The organism is Salinispirillum marinum (genome assembly GCF_042650105.1).
In the GTDB taxonomy this organism is placed as follows: domain Bacteria; phylum Pseudomonadota; class Gammaproteobacteria; order Pseudomonadales; family Natronospirillaceae; genus Salinispirillum; species Salinispirillum marinum.
This window is the reverse complement of sequence record NZ_JBHSAL010000001.1, coordinates 1,275,686-1,289,332: the sequence shown is the minus strand read 5'-3', so window position 1 is coordinate 1,289,332 and position 13,647 is coordinate 1,275,686. Positions and strand designations below refer to the sequence as shown.

Annotated in this window: 17 protein-coding genes; 13 read left to right on the top strand and 4 right to left on the bottom strand. The window is 54.6% G+C overall.

Translation table 11 applies throughout. The features are described 5' to 3' along the window. The first annotated feature begins 108 nt into the window (after nucleotides 1–108). From ACFOSD_RS06010 to hemW, 8 genes are read left to right on the top strand one after another with little or no spacing between them, the layout of a single operon-like run. Nucleotides 109–810: a YggS family pyridoxal phosphate-dependent enzyme gene (locus ACFOSD_RS06010; protein WP_380692591.1), complete on the top strand. Its 702-nt coding sequence runs from the start codon at nucleotides 109–111 to the stop codon at nucleotides 808–810. Continuing rightward, entirely contained in the window at nucleotides 807–1,655 is an 849-nt protein-coding gene (gene proC / locus ACFOSD_RS06005) for a pyrroline-5-carboxylate reductase (protein WP_380692592.1), read from the top strand. Before ACFOSD_RS06010 ends, proC begins: the two co-directional genes overlap by 4 nt. 9 nt (nucleotides 1,656–1,664) lie before the next feature. Then, nucleotides 1,665–2,249: a YggT family protein gene (locus ACFOSD_RS06000; protein ID WP_380692593.1), complete on the top strand. Its 585-nt coding sequence runs from the start codon at nucleotides 1,665–1,667 to the stop codon at nucleotides 2,247–2,249. 54 nt (nucleotides 2,250–2,303) lie between these two features. Further along, a complete protein-coding gene (metX, locus tag ACFOSD_RS05995; protein ID WP_380692594.1) occupies nucleotides 2,304–3,467 on the top strand; it encodes a homoserine O-succinyltransferase MetX in 1,164 nt (387 codons plus the stop codon). Further along, nucleotides 3,457–4,053 (top strand): methionine biosynthesis protein MetW, encoded by a 597-nt coding sequence (gene metW / locus ACFOSD_RS05990; protein ID WP_380692595.1) that lies wholly within the window; start codon nucleotides 3,457–3,459, stop codon nucleotides 4,051–4,053. The genes metX and metW overlap by 11 nt, the downstream gene beginning before the upstream one ends. Further along, the gene (locus ACFOSD_RS05985) at nucleotides 4,050–4,511 is read left to right on the top strand and encodes a DUF4426 domain-containing protein (protein ID WP_380692596.1); all 462 of its coding nucleotides are present in this window, start codon (nucleotides 4,050–4,052) and stop codon (nucleotides 4,509–4,511) included. Before metW ends, ACFOSD_RS05985 begins: the two co-directional genes overlap by 4 nt. Next, nucleotides 4,511–5,119, top strand: a complete 609-nt coding sequence (gene rdgB, locus ACFOSD_RS05980; RefSeq protein WP_380692598.1) for an RdgB/HAM1 family non-canonical purine NTP pyrophosphatase — start codon at nucleotides 4,511–4,513, stop codon at nucleotides 5,117–5,119. The genes ACFOSD_RS05985 and rdgB overlap by 1 nt, the downstream gene beginning before the upstream one ends. Next, nucleotides 5,116–6,258, top strand: coding sequence for a radical SAM family heme chaperone HemW (gene hemW, locus ACFOSD_RS05975; RefSeq protein WP_380692599.1), 1,143 nt, complete (start codon nucleotides 5,116–5,118; stop codon nucleotides 6,256–6,258). Before rdgB ends, hemW begins: the two co-directional genes overlap by 4 nt. On the opposite strand, the gene ACFOSD_RS05970 is transcribed toward hemW, so the two are convergent. The 4 genes from ACFOSD_RS05970 to gshB are packed head-to-tail and all read right to left on the bottom strand — an operon-like array spanning nucleotide 6,255 to nucleotide 8,997. Continuing rightward, nucleotides 6,255–6,653 (bottom strand): nuclear transport factor 2 family protein, encoded by a 399-nt coding sequence (locus tag ACFOSD_RS05970; RefSeq protein WP_380692600.1) that lies wholly within the window; start codon nucleotides 6,651–6,653, stop codon nucleotides 6,255–6,257. The two genes, hemW and ACFOSD_RS05970, sit on opposite strands and share 4 nt — an antisense overlap. A 29-nt stretch (nucleotides 6,654–6,682) precedes the next feature. Then, nucleotides 6,683–7,144 carry a Holliday junction resolvase RuvX gene (gene ruvX / locus ACFOSD_RS05965; RefSeq protein ID WP_380692601.1) on the bottom strand — a complete coding sequence of 154 codons (462 nt, stop codon included), beginning with the start codon at nucleotides 7,142–7,144 and terminating at the stop codon, nucleotides 6,683–6,685. Beyond that, a complete protein-coding gene (locus ACFOSD_RS05960) occupies nucleotides 7,141–8,019 on the bottom strand; it encodes an energy transducer TonB (RefSeq protein ID WP_380692602.1) in 879 nt (292 codons plus the stop codon). Before ACFOSD_RS05960 ends, ruvX begins: the two co-directional genes overlap by 4 nt. A 24-nt stretch (nucleotides 8,020–8,043) precedes the next feature. Continuing rightward, the gene (gshB, locus tag ACFOSD_RS05955) at nucleotides 8,044–8,997 is read right to left on the bottom strand and encodes a glutathione synthase (RefSeq protein ID WP_380692603.1); all 954 of its coding nucleotides are present in this window, start codon (nucleotides 8,995–8,997) and stop codon (nucleotides 8,044–8,046) included. Nucleotides 8,998–9,220: 223 nt separating this feature from the next. Between gshB and pilG the strand changes: the two genes are divergently transcribed. The 5 genes from pilG to ACFOSD_RS05930 all read left to right on the top strand — a co-directional run bounded on the left by pilG (nucleotide 9,221) and on the right by ACFOSD_RS05930 (nucleotide 13,646). Continuing rightward, on the top strand, nucleotides 9,221–9,601 hold the full coding sequence (gene pilG / locus ACFOSD_RS05950; protein WP_380692605.1) for a twitching motility response regulator PilG: 381 nt from the start codon (nucleotides 9,221–9,223) through the stop codon (nucleotides 9,599–9,601). Between the two features lie 19 nt (nucleotides 9,602–9,620). Next, nucleotides 9,621–9,983 (top strand): twitching motility response regulator PilH, encoded by a 363-nt coding sequence (gene pilH / locus ACFOSD_RS05945; protein WP_380692606.1) that lies wholly within the window; start codon nucleotides 9,621–9,623, stop codon nucleotides 9,981–9,983. A gap of 75 nt (nucleotides 9,984–10,058) precedes the next feature. Then, a complete protein-coding gene (locus ACFOSD_RS05940; RefSeq protein WP_380692607.1) occupies nucleotides 10,059–10,598 on the top strand; it encodes a chemotaxis protein CheW in 540 nt (179 codons plus the stop codon). Nucleotides 10,599–10,650: 52 nt separating this feature from the next. Next, nucleotides 10,651–12,741: a methyl-accepting chemotaxis protein gene (locus ACFOSD_RS05935; RefSeq protein ID WP_380692608.1), complete on the top strand. Its 2,091-nt coding sequence runs from the start codon at nucleotides 10,651–10,653 to the stop codon at nucleotides 12,739–12,741. 20 nt (nucleotides 12,742–12,761) lie between these two features. Beyond that, a complete protein-coding gene (locus ACFOSD_RS05930; protein WP_380692609.1) occupies nucleotides 12,762–13,646 on the top strand; it encodes a CheR family methyltransferase in 885 nt (294 codons plus the stop codon). Nucleotide 13,647 lies beyond the last annotated feature (1 nt).

Here is a 13,647-nt window from a genome sequence, read left to right as displayed (position 1 = left end):
TGTTTTTCCGGGTTCTTGGCGCGCAAGATCGCTGATTTACTGGATCAACGGTTTTGCCAACGACCGGACAAGGCTAGAATACGGCCTTCCGTATTCAGGCAGCAAGGTATGAGTAACATAGCAGAGCGCTGGCAAAATATCCGTGAAAAGGTCGACACTACGGCAAAACAAGCAGGGCGTTTACCCAATGAGGTAACCGTGCTGGCGGTCAGCAAAACCTTTCCCGCCGACGATGTGCGTGCGGCGTGGGCTGCCGGGGCGCGTGAGTTCGGCGAGAATTATGTGCAGGAAGGCGTTGAGAAAATAGCAGAATTGGATGATTTGCCGGCTATTTGGCATTTTATTGGCCCCTTGCAGTCGAACAAAACCCGTCCGGTGGCCGAACATTTTCATTGGGTGCATACCGTGGACCGGGAAAAAATTGCCCAACGTCTCAATGATCAACGGCCAAGCCACTTACCGCCATTGCAAGTTTGCTTACAAGTGAACATCAGTGCTGACCCGGCCAAATCCGGGGTATCTATTGACGAATTAGCGCCACTCGCACAACAGGTAGCACAACTGCCCAACTTGACACTGCGTGGTTTAATGACGGTACCGGCGTTGGATTTAGACGACACCGCATTGAGCGCCCAATTTGCTCAGATGCAACAAGCGTTTAAGGCACTACAAAGCCTTCATCCTGACATGGATACGCTGTCAATGGGTATGAGTGACGACATGGCGCTGGCCATTCAACACGGCAGCACCTGTGTGCGCATCGGGCGCGGCATATTTGGCCACCGTGAACGCAAAGGAAATTTAGCATGAACACTGAATATAACAGCTCCACGCACATCAGCTTTATCGGTGTCGGTAATATGGCCGGAGCCATCATTGCCGGAATGTGTCGCCATGGTTTTCAGCCTGAGCAGCTATTGGGTACGACACGCAGCCCGGAAAGTGCTGCACGTGCTACTGAAGCCTACGGCATACGGGTGATCAACGACAATGCGCAGGCGGTGCAATACGCGGATGTGCTCGTACTGGCGGTCAAACCGCAGATGATGCAAGACACCTGTATCGCGCTGGCCGCCAAGGTACAGGCCAAAAAGCCCTTGATCGTTTCCGTGGCCGCTGGCATTTCGGCGCAAGACATCGCGCATTGGCTGGGTGGGAATCTGGCCGTTGTGCGCTGCATGCCAAATACGCCAGCCTTGGTGGGAGCTGGCATGAGTGGCCTGTACGCTAATGCCCAAACAGCTAACGCACAGAAAGCGCTGGTTGACCAAATGTTTGCCGCGGTCGGACGAACCCTTTGGGTAGACGAGGAACAGGCGATGCACACGGTCACCGCCTTAGCGGGCAGTGCCCCCGCTTATTTTTTCCGCTTCGTAGAGGCCCTAATGAAAGCCGGTGAAGCGCGCGGGCTAAGTTCCGCCCAGGCACATGAGCTGGCGACCTATACGGCGCTGGGCGCAGCACGTATGATGACGGAAACGCACGACCATCCAACCCAGTTGCGCCAAAAAGTGACGTCGCCGAAAGGCACGACCGAACAAGCCATTTTATCCTTCGAACGTGAAGGTATAGACACCTTAGTAGAACATGCGGTTGCGGCCTGTATTGGCCGCAGTGAAGAATTAGCGGCGCAACTCGCCCATCGAGACGTATAGGAGTGCCTCATGGCAGAAATTTTAGTGTTGATCCTGAAGACGGCCTTTTCCATTGTGTTGATTGCTACATCAGCCCGTTTTCTCGCCCAGTTCAGTCGGCCGGATTATCGCAACCCCATTGCCGACACCGCGATCAAGATTTCACAACCCTTCATGGGGCCGATTCGTCGATTTATCCCCGGCATCGCGGGCTACGATATGTCCGGCTTGGTGGTGATCTGGTTTATGCAGTTCCTGCTGGGGGCGGTACTGCTGGCCGTGGTCTATGGCAATAATCCCGCGCAACTGTTAAGCCCGCTGTTGATCGGGGCGGTTTTTGCCATGTTGGGGATTGTATTGGAAGTGCTGCGCTGGTCGATGATCATTGTGGCTATCGGTAGCTGGATTGCGGGCGGCTATAACCCCATGCTCGCGTTCCTGAGCCAAATGATCGAACCGTTCGTTGCGCCATTTCGCAAACTGAACCTGCAAGTGGGTGTGCTGGATTTGAGTTACATTCTGGCCTTTATGACGCTGTACATCATCAAAATGCTGCTGACCGGGGTCGCCACCAGCACCGTTGGTAATGTACGGGTCTTGTTTGTGGGGCTTTAAGCCCCCATGTAACCTGACCGATCTCGATTCACCTTTTATTGAAGCGAACACACTTTGAATCCGAACCTGGCCAACAGCGTGGGCATTGTTGCCCCGCAACGCATGACCTTCACCGAACCATTGCCGTTGCGCAGTGGCCGTGTGTTGGAGCAATACGAACTGGTGTACGAAACCTACGGCACGTTAAACGACGCCAAAGATAATGCCATTCTGATTTGCCACGCCCTCAGCGGTCATCATCATGCCGCTGGCTACCACAGCGAAACTGACATCAAGCCCGGTTGGTGGAACGACTGCATCGGTCCGGGTAAAGCCATCGATACCAATCGCTTTTTTGTATTGAGCCTGAACAACCTGGGTGGCTGCCATGGCAGCACGGGACCGACCAGCATCAATCCGGAAACGGGGAAGATATGGGGGCCGGATTTTCCCGTTATGGCGGTACGTGACTGGGTGAAGAGTCAGGCGCGGTTGGCGGATGCCTTGGGTATTCCTTCGTTTCTCGCCGTGGTGGGTGGTAGCTTGGGCGGCATGCAGGCGTTGCGCTGGTCGATTGATTATCCCGAACGCGTGCGGGCCTGTGCCATCATTGCTTCGGCCCCCAAACTGACGGCGCAAAACATCGGCTTCAACGAAGTAGCCCGCCAAGCCATTATCAATGATCCGGAATTCCACGAAGGTCATTACATTGAACACAACGCCTACCCACGCCAAGGCTTGTCGTTAGCGCGCATGTTGGGCCACATTACCTATTTGTCGGACGAAAGCATGCGCAACAAGTTTGGCCGTGATTTGCGTTCCGGCACCTTGAGCTTCGATTACGACGCCGACTTCCAAGTAGAAAGCTACTTGCGCTACCAAGGTGAGCAGTTCTCGGCAAATTTCGACGCCAATACCTACCTGTTGATGACCAAAGCCTTGGATTATTTCGACCCCGCTGCCGACCACGACGGCGACCTAGCGCGTTGCCTGGCGCAAGCCAAAGCGAAATTTTTGGTGGTGTCCTTTTCCACCGATTGGCGCTTCGCCCCGGAACGCAGTGAGGAAATTGTCAACGCACTGATTCATGCGCAAAAAGACGTGACCTATCTGGAGGTCGACGCACCACAAGGGCACGATGCCTTCTTGTTTCCCATTGCGCCGTACGTCAATGCCTTAGCCGGTTTTCTGCGTCGAAACCATGACGTTGCTCAGCAGGAGGCCCACCATGCGCGTTGATTTAGAGCTTATTGCCGACTGGATTCCAGACGGAGCGCGCGTCCTCGACTTAGGCTGTGGCAGCGGCGAATTGCTGGCGCACCTGCGCGATCAACGCCACGCTAGTGGGCTGGGGGTGGAAATTGAAACCGACCGTATTCAAGAATGCATCGAGCGCGGCGTGCCTGTGGTGCAGAAAGACCTCGATACGGGTCTGGGTAACTTTCTGGACCAGAGCTTTGACATTGTGGTGATGTCGCAGTCGTTACAGCAGATGAAAGCCCCGCACCTGACGCTGGCCGAAATGCTGCGCATCGGGAACGAGGCCATCGTGACCATTCCCAACTTTGGATTCTGGAACGCACGGCGCTATTTAACCTTTTTAGGCCGTATGCCGATGTCGAAATTACTGCCCTACGGCTGGTACGACACGCCCAACATTCATATGTGTACGTTGCGCGACTTTGAGGATTTATGCCGCGAACAAAACGTTCACATAAAACGCCGCACCGTGGTCGACAGCCAGCACCGCTCGCGGCGCTACATCAACCTGTGGCCTCATTTGTTGGGGGAAATTGCCATTTACCATCTGGGGAGTAAGGCATGATTCAGCGCATCGTTCGTGTAACGCTTGGTGCGTTTATCTTGGGTCTGCTTTCCAATACCGCCGTGGCATCGGGTGGTCAGCGTATTGTGTCCGCCCCGTGGGAAGCGCATTACATGGTGTTGCCCACCACGGCGTTAAGCGCTGAAATTGCCGCGCGCAATGGCATTACGCGCTCCAACACCCAAGCCTTTGTGAACATCTCTATTCTGGACAGCCGCGAATCCCCTGCCAAACCGCATCCGGCCCAATTAAGCGGTCAAGTGCTTAATCTACTGGGCCAGCCGACGACATTAGAATTTCGCACCATCACCGAAGGTCAAGCCATTTACCACATCGCCGTGTTTCGTTTTACCCATCGTGAGCGCTTGCGCTTTCGTCTGAATTATTTACCTGGCGGCGAAACTCGGGCTATCGAGCTGAATTTTGACCAAACCATCTACCGCGAGGATCGCCCCTAATGACCCGCAGCCTTGTACTCGCCAGTGGTAACGCCGGTAAACTCGCCGAATTCAAAGACCTCCTTGCCACCCTGCAAGTAGAGGTGAAACCGCAAAGTGCATTTAATGTTGAAGACGCCGATGAAACCGGCCTGACCTTCATCGAAAACGCCATTTTGAAGGCCCGTCATGCCGCCGCACTTACCGGCCTCCCGGCGCTGGCGGATGACTCCGGCTTAGAAGTTGATCACCTGAATGGCGCACCGGGCATCTATTCCGCCCGGTACAGCGGTACGCATGGGGATAACGCCGGGCACATCGCCAAAGTACTGCAAGAATTAAACGGCGTAGCCGATGCCCACCGCACCGCGCGCTTCGTTTGTGTACTGGCCTTAATGCGCCACGCCAACGACCCACGACCGTTGATTTGTCAGGGCGTTTGGGAAGGGCGCATTTTAACAGCCCCACAAGGTGACGGCGGCTTTGGTTACGACCCGATTTTTTACGTGCCAGACCACCAATGCAGTGCGGCCGAGCTGCCCAAAACCCTGAAATATCAAATCAGCCATCGCGGCCAAGCCACGGCGCAACTGCAACAGCAGATACAGCGCTGGTTGCCACCCGCATGAATGCTCTGAACCCCGAGCGTATTCCGCTTGGCTTGTATGTGCATTTTCCATGGTGTGTACGTAAATGTCCCTACTGCGACTTCAACTCCCACACCCATCAAGGCCAGCTCCCCGAAACCGCTTATGTCAGCCAGTTGATCGTCGATTTGCAAGATGAACTGGCCCGCGTGCCTGAACGCCGCATCAGCAGTGTGTTTTTTGGTGGCGGCACGCCAAGCCTGATCAGTGGCCGGGAACTGACGCGCTTTCTGGATGTTTTGCGCGCCAGCGGTCAACTGGCTGAGGACGTCGAAATCACCCTGGAAGCCAACCCCGGCACCGTTGAACGCCAGTATTTTGCCGACTACGTGGCCGCAGGCGTGAATCGCTTTTCGCTGGGGGTACAGTCGTTTGATGATCAGGCCCTTAAGGCCCTTGGGCGCATTCATAACGGCGATGACGTCTATCGTGCTTGGGACTTACTGCAACAGCTCAACGTTCAACGCATCAACATCGACCTAATGCACGGCCTGCCCAAGCAAACCCCAGCGGGAGCCTTGGATGACCTTAACAAAGCCCTAGTGCTCGACCCCGGCCATCTGTCTTGGTACCAACTGACCATTGAGCCCAATACCGTTTTCTATCGCCAACAGCCGACCCTGCCTAGCGATGACGTGCTAGAAACCATCGAGCTTGAAGGCCAAGCCTTATTGGCCGCCCGTGGTTATGCACAGTACGAAATTTCCGCCTACGCGAAACCGGGCCACGACTGCCGCCACAACCAAACCTATTGGACCTTTGGCGACTATCTGGGCATTGGGGCAGGGGCGCATGGCAAGATCACCACCCCTGACGGCATCCTACGCACCCAGCGGACCCGCATGCCCGAACGCTACCAAAACGCCATCGACTTTGGCCGTAAAGTGCATACCGTCGCTACCGCAGACCTCCCATTCGAGTACATGTTGAATGCATTGCGCCTGAAAAACGGTACACCGCCTCATCTGTTCAACGAACGCACCGGCCTGCCTCTTAGCGACCTCGAACCCACACTAAGCCAGTGGCAACAAAAAGGCATGATGCATACCGAGCGGCACGCCTTAACCGAGCGCGGTTGGTGGTTTTACAATGATGTTGCGGGCGGGTTTATAGGCGGCTAATGCGAATGGTTGTCTTCCGGATGATGATGTTCATCGCCATCTTCCATTAAACCCACCACATAAGACGTGAGCTTTTTAATCTTAGGGTTCTTCAAGCCATTCAAATCATAGACATCGCAAAAACCGAAGCGTTCGCCGGTAGGGCTGCGCAATTCACCATTAACCGCTGCCGAACGGCCATGCGTGATGATGTGATGAATCGTCAGTTGCATCGGCTCGCCGTCTGCCGCTTCACGCAGGGCGGCTTCCATGTCGGCTTTTCCCGTCACGGTGATATCACCGGCCATTTCCCAATGAATATCGTCCGTTACAAAGCTGAGTACGGTGGCAACGTCGTTGCCCGCAAAGGCTTCATTGAACTGCCGCAGCATACGTTGGAGTTCGGTCGTGGGCATGATGTTCAGTCACCTGCAAAACAAAGGAATTATTGGGGTGGTAGGGTCAAGGTGTGCGTCGCCCAGGCATCCACACTGGGCAGGCTGTCAAACCACGATTGAAAGATTAATGCCGCCGCTTGGCTGTCCACCGAATGCTGACCGAAGTCGGTAATGCCACGCGCCCGTTCCGTGCGCTTAATCTCGTCGGATGTTAAACGCTCATCCCAGGCCAGTGCGGCGATACCGAATCGTCCCATAATACGTTTGCGGAACTTATCCGCACGGCGTGCCATATCACTGGCGGTGCCATCCATGTTGAGCGGCAGACCAACGATGATCGCGGTCGGTTTCCAGCGTGTGAGCAACGCCTCAATATCCGCCCAATCGGGCTGCCCGTTAGCCATCGGCAACGGCGCTAACGGCTGAGCCGTGCCCGTGACGGTTTGCCCTGCGGCAACACCCGTGCGTTTGATACCGAAATCAAAACTTAAAAAGGTCAGGGCGTTCATCCGGTGGTCATCGCCCCTTCCACTTCAAACCGGAAGGTACGAATGATCTCCAGAATGTCGTATTCCTGACGCATTTCGGCATTGAAGGGGTCAAACGGAGCCGACTCCATGACGATCCGCCGGGCGGCGTCATCCAGCAGGGCATGGCCTGAACTTTCCATTAAACGGACGGAGCGCAAATCGCCCTGCGGGCCGATTTCCACCAACAAACGTACGCTGCCCCGCATGCGTTGAGCCCGTGCCGCTTGCGGATAATTCACATTACCAATGCGTTCGACTTTTTGCAGCCAAGCTTGGACATAGGCTGCTTCCGATGCCGCACGCGTTGATACTGCGGTTAGGGTGCGCACGCGCGGCCGGTTGGCATAGGCTTGGCGGCGGCTGTCCAGCATGGCCCGCAGAGTCGCAATGTCCATGGTCGCGGTTTGCGTTTGTTCAATGTCGGCCGCATCCTGGGCGATGTCCGGTGGTGGAACATCCTGCTCCAAACCCCATGAAGAATCGCCCTCCGTTACAATGAACCGCTGCGTGAGCGGCACGGGCGGCGCACTGGCCAGTGTTTGCATGGGCTCTACTTCACGCACCACGTTGTCGTCGAAGTCCGCTACCTGGTCGGTGCTGATTTGCTGTTTTTCATCCAAGGTGCCACTGCCTTCCTGACTGGATTGCGCCAAGAAATCCGCCGTTTCATTCGGCTGCTGGTTGTCGGAAGCCAGAGCCAAGGTGACTTCCAGCGTGGGGTTCGGTTGACGGCTTGAGGAAGCGTCAAACGAAATACCCAAAATGACAAAGGCATGCAACACCACAGCAATAAAGCCGGTGAAAAGCACGCGGTCGGTGGCGGTTACGGCAGCAGCACTGGAAGCGGTGGTCATCGGTTGCTCATACTCTCATTAGGTTCAAGCGATGCCTTTGCGGCGTGCAATGGCATCCATCAGCAAACCACCGATATGGGTGTTGTATTCGGCATCAATTTCCCGAATACAGGTGGGGCTGGTGACATTCACTTCGGTTAGATAATCCCCAATCACATCCAAGCCCACAAACAATAAGCCCTTTTCTTTTACAATAGGGCCGATATGACGTGCAATTTCCCAGTCTCGTTCACTCAACGGTTGTGGCCGACCACGTCCGCCAGCGGCTAAATTACCACGGGTTTCACCCTGGGCCGGAATACGTGCCAAACAATACGGTACCGGCTCACCATCCACCAGCAGAATACGTTTGTCACCGGCGGTAATCTCAGGCAAGTATTTTTGCGCCATAATGAGTTCTTGGCCGTGCTGGGTCAGGGTTTCTATAATGACGGAAACGTTGGGGTCGTTCGCTTGCAAACGAAAGATCGACGAACCACCCATGCCATCGAGCGGTTTAAAAATGACGTCCTGATGCTCGGCGTGAAAAGCGCGTAATACATCCGCCCGGCGGGTCACCACATGCGGCGGACAAAACTGGGCAAACCAGGTGGCATACATCTTTTCGTTACAATCACGCAATGCCTGCGGCCGATTAACCACCAAAGTACCGCGATGTTCGGCCATTTCCAGCACATAGGTGCTGTAGATATATTCGTTATCGAACGGTGGATCTTTACGCATCAACACCACGTCCATGCTGGATAAGGGCACGCAAGCCGCTTCGCCCAAGGTGAAGTAATTGTCAGGATCGCGCCGCACACTGAGTGGGCGAACATAGGCCATTGGCTCACCATCGGCCACCAACAAATCACCTTGTTCCAAGTAAAACAATGACCAGCCACGTTCTTCGGCAGCCCACAACATGGCCAAGGTACTGTCTTTTTTATAGGCAATGCGCTCTATCGGGTCCATCACTACAGCAACTCGCAACGACATAGCCTGTCCTCTTTTCAATATTGGAGTTTTGACGTTGGTCTCATTCTAACGTATTCCTGATAAAATGCAGGCCCCTTACACGGTGTATGCTATGGCACGGCGTCGTTAACTGTGGTAAAAACAAGAGCTATGGGGTGTGCCTGTGCAATCCCCAAGCGTGATGACACTGAGCAGATGAGTTCCGCTACTCGGCAATAAGAACAAATATCCTATAAGGTAAGGTATGGACAACGCATTCGAAAACCTAAAGGTGATGGTCATAGACGATTCCAAGACCATCCGGCGCACCGCCGAAACCTTGTTGAAAAAGGTCGGCTGCGAGGTCATTACAGCGACCGATGGTTTTGATGCGCTCGCTAAAATCGCGGACACCAAACCCAATATCATTTTCGTCGACATTATGATGCCCCGCCTTGACGGCTATCAAACCTGCGCCCTCATCAAGAACAACAGCTCGTTCAAACACACTCCCGTGATCATGCTTTCCAGTAAAGACGGTCTTTTTGATAAGGCGAAGGGGCGCATTGTCGGGTCTGATCAATATTTAACCAAGCCATTTGGCAAAGAAGAGTTGCTGGGTGCAATCCGGGAACACATCAGTTAGCAAGGGGTGCTTACGCGCTATGGCCAAGATTTTGATTGTAGATGATTCACCCACGGAAACCTTTGCGTTCCGTACCATGCTGGAAAAACACGGACATACCGTGGTGGCGGCTGAAAACGGTGCCGATGGTGTTGCCATGGCCCGTAAAGAGCTACCCGATATTGTGCTGATGGACATCGTGATGCCCGGACTGAACGGTTTTCAGGCCACACGACAACTGGCCAAAGGTGATGATACAGCCCATATTCCCGTGGTGATTGTGACCACGAAAGATCAGGAAACGGATAAAGTTTGGGGTAAGCGCCAAGGCGCCCGAGGCTATTTGGTTAAGCCGGTAGACGAAAATACGTTGCTGAACACCATTGCCGACTTACTCGGCTAGGGCGATTCGGTGCAATAATAATAGTGCCGACGCAGGCGATTCGCGTACGGCGCAGAATAACGATAAAGACCACTTATGGCACAAGTAGCGACTCCATTTCAGGCTCTCCTAGACCTGAACGACCGTTACCGCGCAGCCGCTGCAGGCCTGCCGGAACAGGAAGCTTTTGTTGAAACGTGGACCGGCATCGCCTATCGGCTGGCCGGGTGTGCCCTAGTGACGCCGATGAATCAGGTGTCTGAAATTCTTACTCCCCCACCCTTTACCCGACTGCCCGGTGTTAAATCCTGGGTCCTCGGTGTGGCGAATGTGCGTGGTCGCTTGGTCCCTCTGATTGATCTCTGCGATTACCTTGGCATTGAATCTGCAGCAACGCGTCAGAACCGGCGTGTGTTGATGGTAGAAATGAATGACCTGTTGTTTGGCCTACGAGTCGATCAGGTCATCGGTATGCAACACTTTAACGTCGATAATCAACAAGAACTGACGGTGGACTTACCACCCGAATTCGACGCCTATACCGAGGGTGCTTACCAATGGAACAAAGAAATTTGGAATCTATTTTCCATGGAGAAGCTGGTCAACCAGCCGAACTTTTTGCACGTCGCGGCCTGATGCCACGCGCCGCTCACACACATTACTTGGGGTACGAACAGGAGTTCACACAATGAAAACAAATACTGGAAGCATCCTGTCGATCGTTGCCAGCAACCGCAACCTGACGGTCTACGCCGCGCTGGCACTGCTTTTGTTGGTCGCGGTGGTTGGCTTCATTGCCATCATCAACGTCAACAGTGAACATGACCGGCAGTACCTGGCCTACGCCAGTGACCTTAAAGTGTTGTCGCAGGAAATATCGAAAAACGCGACCGAGGCCGCCGCCGGTAAAGATGAAGCCTTCGCGTTATTGCAACAGTCGCGCGATCAATTTCAAAGCAGTTGGGATGCCATCTTGAACGGCAACCCGGAAACTGGCTTGCCGCCCGTGAACAGAACCGTGGTGGACCCGGAGCCTCTGGAACGCGTATGGTTGCGGGTACGCGTCAATGCCGACCAGATTTTGGAGTCCCGGCAGACCATCCTGAATATCCACAATCTGGCGCGCACTATGTCAGAGCGTATCCCGGTGATTCAGGTCGAAAATGATGCGGTCATTGAAATCATGCTCGACCAAACCATGGACCCGGCACAGGTCGCGGTGGCACAGCGCCAAAACTGGTTGGCTGAGCGGATCATTCGTAACATCAACAACGTTCTGGTCGGTGGCGATGCTGCGGTATTGGCCGCCAACTCGTTCAGCCGGGACGCGGAGCTGTTCGGCCGTATTCTGGATGGCATGATCAACGGCAACCCGGATTTATCGCTTGAACAAGTGAATGACCCGGAAGCCTCCGCCCACCTTGGCAACATCATGATCGATTTCGATCGGGTCAGTAACTCGGTAGACCAGTTGCTGCAAACGTCGACTGAATTGTTTCAAGTGCGGGAAGCGGCAAACCAGATCTTCTCCGATTCTCAGACCCTGTTGGACCGCGCTAATCAATTTAACGACCAATTAGAAATTCTCCCTGCCAGCCGTTATGTTCAGCCGCAATACGCCATCGGCATGGCGGTGGTGGCGACTATCCTGATCTTCTTGGCCATCGTGGAAATCTATCGGGCACAAACGCGCAACCTGGTGCGTACGGAAGAACAGAACGAGCAAAACCAAAACGCTATCTTGCGCTTGCTGGACGAACTGGCGGATTTGGCGGACGGTGATTTGACCACCCAAGCCACGGTAACCGAGGATTTCACGGGCGCCATCGCAGACTCCATCAACTTCGCGATTGACCAGATGCGTCAGTTGGTTGGTGCGATCAACGCGACCGCTGTACAGGTATCGTCGGCAGCCCAAGAAACACAGGCCACCGCCATGCACTTGGCGGAAGCCTCAGAGCACCAGGCGCAAGAAATTGCCGGGGCATCCGCAGCGGTGAACGAGATGGCCGTGTCGATCGACCAAGTATCCGCTAACGCGGCCGAATCATCGGCGGTAGCAGAACGTTCGGTGGCCATTGCGAAAAAAGGTTCAGACGTCGTGCAGGCGACCATCAACGGCATGGATAACATCCGTGAGCAGATTCAGGAAACCTCTAAACGGATCAAGCGCTTGGGTGAATCGTCACAGGAAATCGGTGACATTGTTTCGCTGATCAACGACATTGCCGACCAAACGAACATCCTGTCATTGAACGCCGCTATTCAGGCCTCGATGGCCGGTGACGCAGGCCGTGGTTTCGCGGTAGTAGCGGACGAAGTACAGCGTCTGGCGGAACGTTCATCGGCCGCGACAAAACAGATTGAAGCCTTGGTTAAGACGATTCAGTCGGACACCAACGAAGCCGTTATTTCGATGGAACAAACGACCTCAGAAGTGGTCAGCGGTGCTCGCCTGGCACAAGACGCCGGTGTCGCACTGGAAGAAATCGAGAACGTATCGCGCAGCTTGGCGGACTTGATCCAGAACATCTCCAATGCGGCACGCCAACAGGCATCGTCGGCGGGTCACATTTCCAACACGATGAACGTTATTCAGGAAATCACGACTCAAACCTCGGCGGGTACCATGGCGTCGGCGAAAAGTATCGGGAACTTGGCGAAGCTGGCCAATGACATGCGGGCTTCGGTGGCGGGCTTTAAGTTGCCGGAAGAACGTGATACCGATGACTTGGAAGAACTCATTGCATTGCCTGATGACAGCGTCAGTGCGGCTTGAAGCGGACAGCATTCGGCATCATGAATCGTACCGACACTGCCCTTCCCACGTTGTGGCACGCCGTGAGTGATACCCGGTTTGATGATCAGCAGTTCGCCCAATGGCGCGCCCTGCTGGAAGAACGCACGGGTATGGAAATCACGCCGCAACGCCGTAGCTTTTTGGAAACCAGCCTCCGTATGCGCATGCGAGAGGCCGGTTTCGCGCATTTTCAGCGCTATTATGAACATGTGGCGGCAGACACGGTATTAAGCAGTGAATGGTATGAACTGGTCGACCGACTCACCGTTCAGGAAACGCGCTTTTTTCGTGATGTCCAAGCCATGGAATTGGTGGCTGATCATTTAAAAGCCCAATGGCGGCGTTCGTCTCATCCACTGCAGGCTTGGTCGGTTGGCTGTGCCACGGGTGAAGAAGCTTATAGCTTAGCCATCCTTTTAGCGGAACTGGCGCGGCGCTATCCGCAGTCACGGTATTTTTCCGTGACTGGGTCTGACATCAGCGCACCCGCCGTTCTGAAAGCGCGCGCAGGCGTGTATTCCGCACGCAAGCTCGAGCCGGTTAAGCCCGCTTGGCGCGCACGTTATTTTGAGCCTTTAGCAGACCGCTTTCAGATTACACCCACGTTAAGCAGCCGCGTGTGCTTTACCCGCTTGAACGTGACCGAATCGGCCGCCGCGCCGGTGCAAAACCAAGACGTCATTTATTGCCAGAACCTGTTGATTTACTTTCGCCGTTGGCGGCGGCGCGAGATTGTGCAGCAGTTGGTCGAGAAATTACGTCCCGGCGGCCTGCTGGTGCTCGGACCCGGCGAATTAACCGGATTTTCACATGAAGATCTGATCGCCATACCCAATAAACACTGCTTGGCGTTTCTCAAGAAACGTGACGCCACCACGGAGTAAG

What these genes read in the sequence shown, in the direction of transcription:
- ACFOSD_RS06000 (WP_380692593.1), top strand. Translation starts at nt 1,665, where the DNA reads ATGGCAGAAATTTTAGTGTTGATCCTGAAGACGGCCTTTTCCATTGTG.
- pilH (WP_380692606.1), top strand. Translation starts at nt 9,621, where the DNA reads ATGGCCAAGATTTTGATTGTAGATGATTCACCCACGGAAACCTTTGCG.
- rdgB (WP_380692598.1), top strand. Translation starts at nt 4,511, where the DNA reads ATGACCCGCAGCCTTGTACTCGCCAGTGGTAACGCCGGTAAACTCGCC.
- ACFOSD_RS05970 (WP_380692600.1), bottom strand. Translation starts at nt 6,653, where the DNA reads ATGCCCACGACCGAACTCCAACGTATGCTGCGGCAGTTCAATGAAGCC.
- ACFOSD_RS05960 (WP_380692602.1), bottom strand. Translation starts at nt 8,019, where the DNA reads ATGACCACCGCTTCCAGTGCTGCTGCCGTAACCGCCACCGACCGCGTG.
- ACFOSD_RS05940 (WP_380692607.1), top strand. Translation starts at nt 10,059, where the DNA reads ATGGCACAAGTAGCGACTCCATTTCAGGCTCTCCTAGACCTGAACGAC.
- metW (WP_380692595.1), top strand. Translation starts at nt 3,457, where the DNA reads ATGCGCGTTGATTTAGAGCTTATTGCCGACTGGATTCCAGACGGAGCG.
- hemW (WP_380692599.1), top strand. Translation starts at nt 5,116, where the DNA reads ATGAATGCTCTGAACCCCGAGCGTATTCCGCTTGGCTTGTATGTGCAT.
- gshB (WP_380692603.1), bottom strand. Translation starts at nt 8,997, where the DNA reads ATGTCGTTGCGAGTTGCTGTAGTGATGGACCCGATAGAGCGCATTGCC.
- ruvX (WP_380692601.1), bottom strand. Translation starts at nt 7,144, where the DNA reads ATGAACGCCCTGACCTTTTTAAGTTTTGATTTCGGTATCAAACGCACG.
- ACFOSD_RS05985 (WP_380692596.1), top strand. Translation starts at nt 4,050, where the DNA reads ATGATTCAGCGCATCGTTCGTGTAACGCTTGGTGCGTTTATCTTGGGT.
- proC (WP_380692592.1), top strand. Translation starts at nt 807, where the DNA reads ATGAACACTGAATATAACAGCTCCACGCACATCAGCTTTATCGGTGTC.
- ACFOSD_RS05930 (WP_380692609.1), top strand. Translation starts at nt 12,762, where the DNA reads ATGAATCGTACCGACACTGCCCTTCCCACGTTGTGGCACGCCGTGAGT.
- pilG (WP_380692605.1), top strand. Translation starts at nt 9,221, where the DNA reads ATGGACAACGCATTCGAAAACCTAAAGGTGATGGTCATAGACGATTCC.
- ACFOSD_RS06010 (WP_380692591.1), top strand. Translation starts at nt 109, where the DNA reads ATGAGTAACATAGCAGAGCGCTGGCAAAATATCCGTGAAAAGGTCGAC.
- ACFOSD_RS05935 (WP_380692608.1), top strand. Translation starts at nt 10,651, where the DNA reads ATGAAAACAAATACTGGAAGCATCCTGTCGATCGTTGCCAGCAACCGC.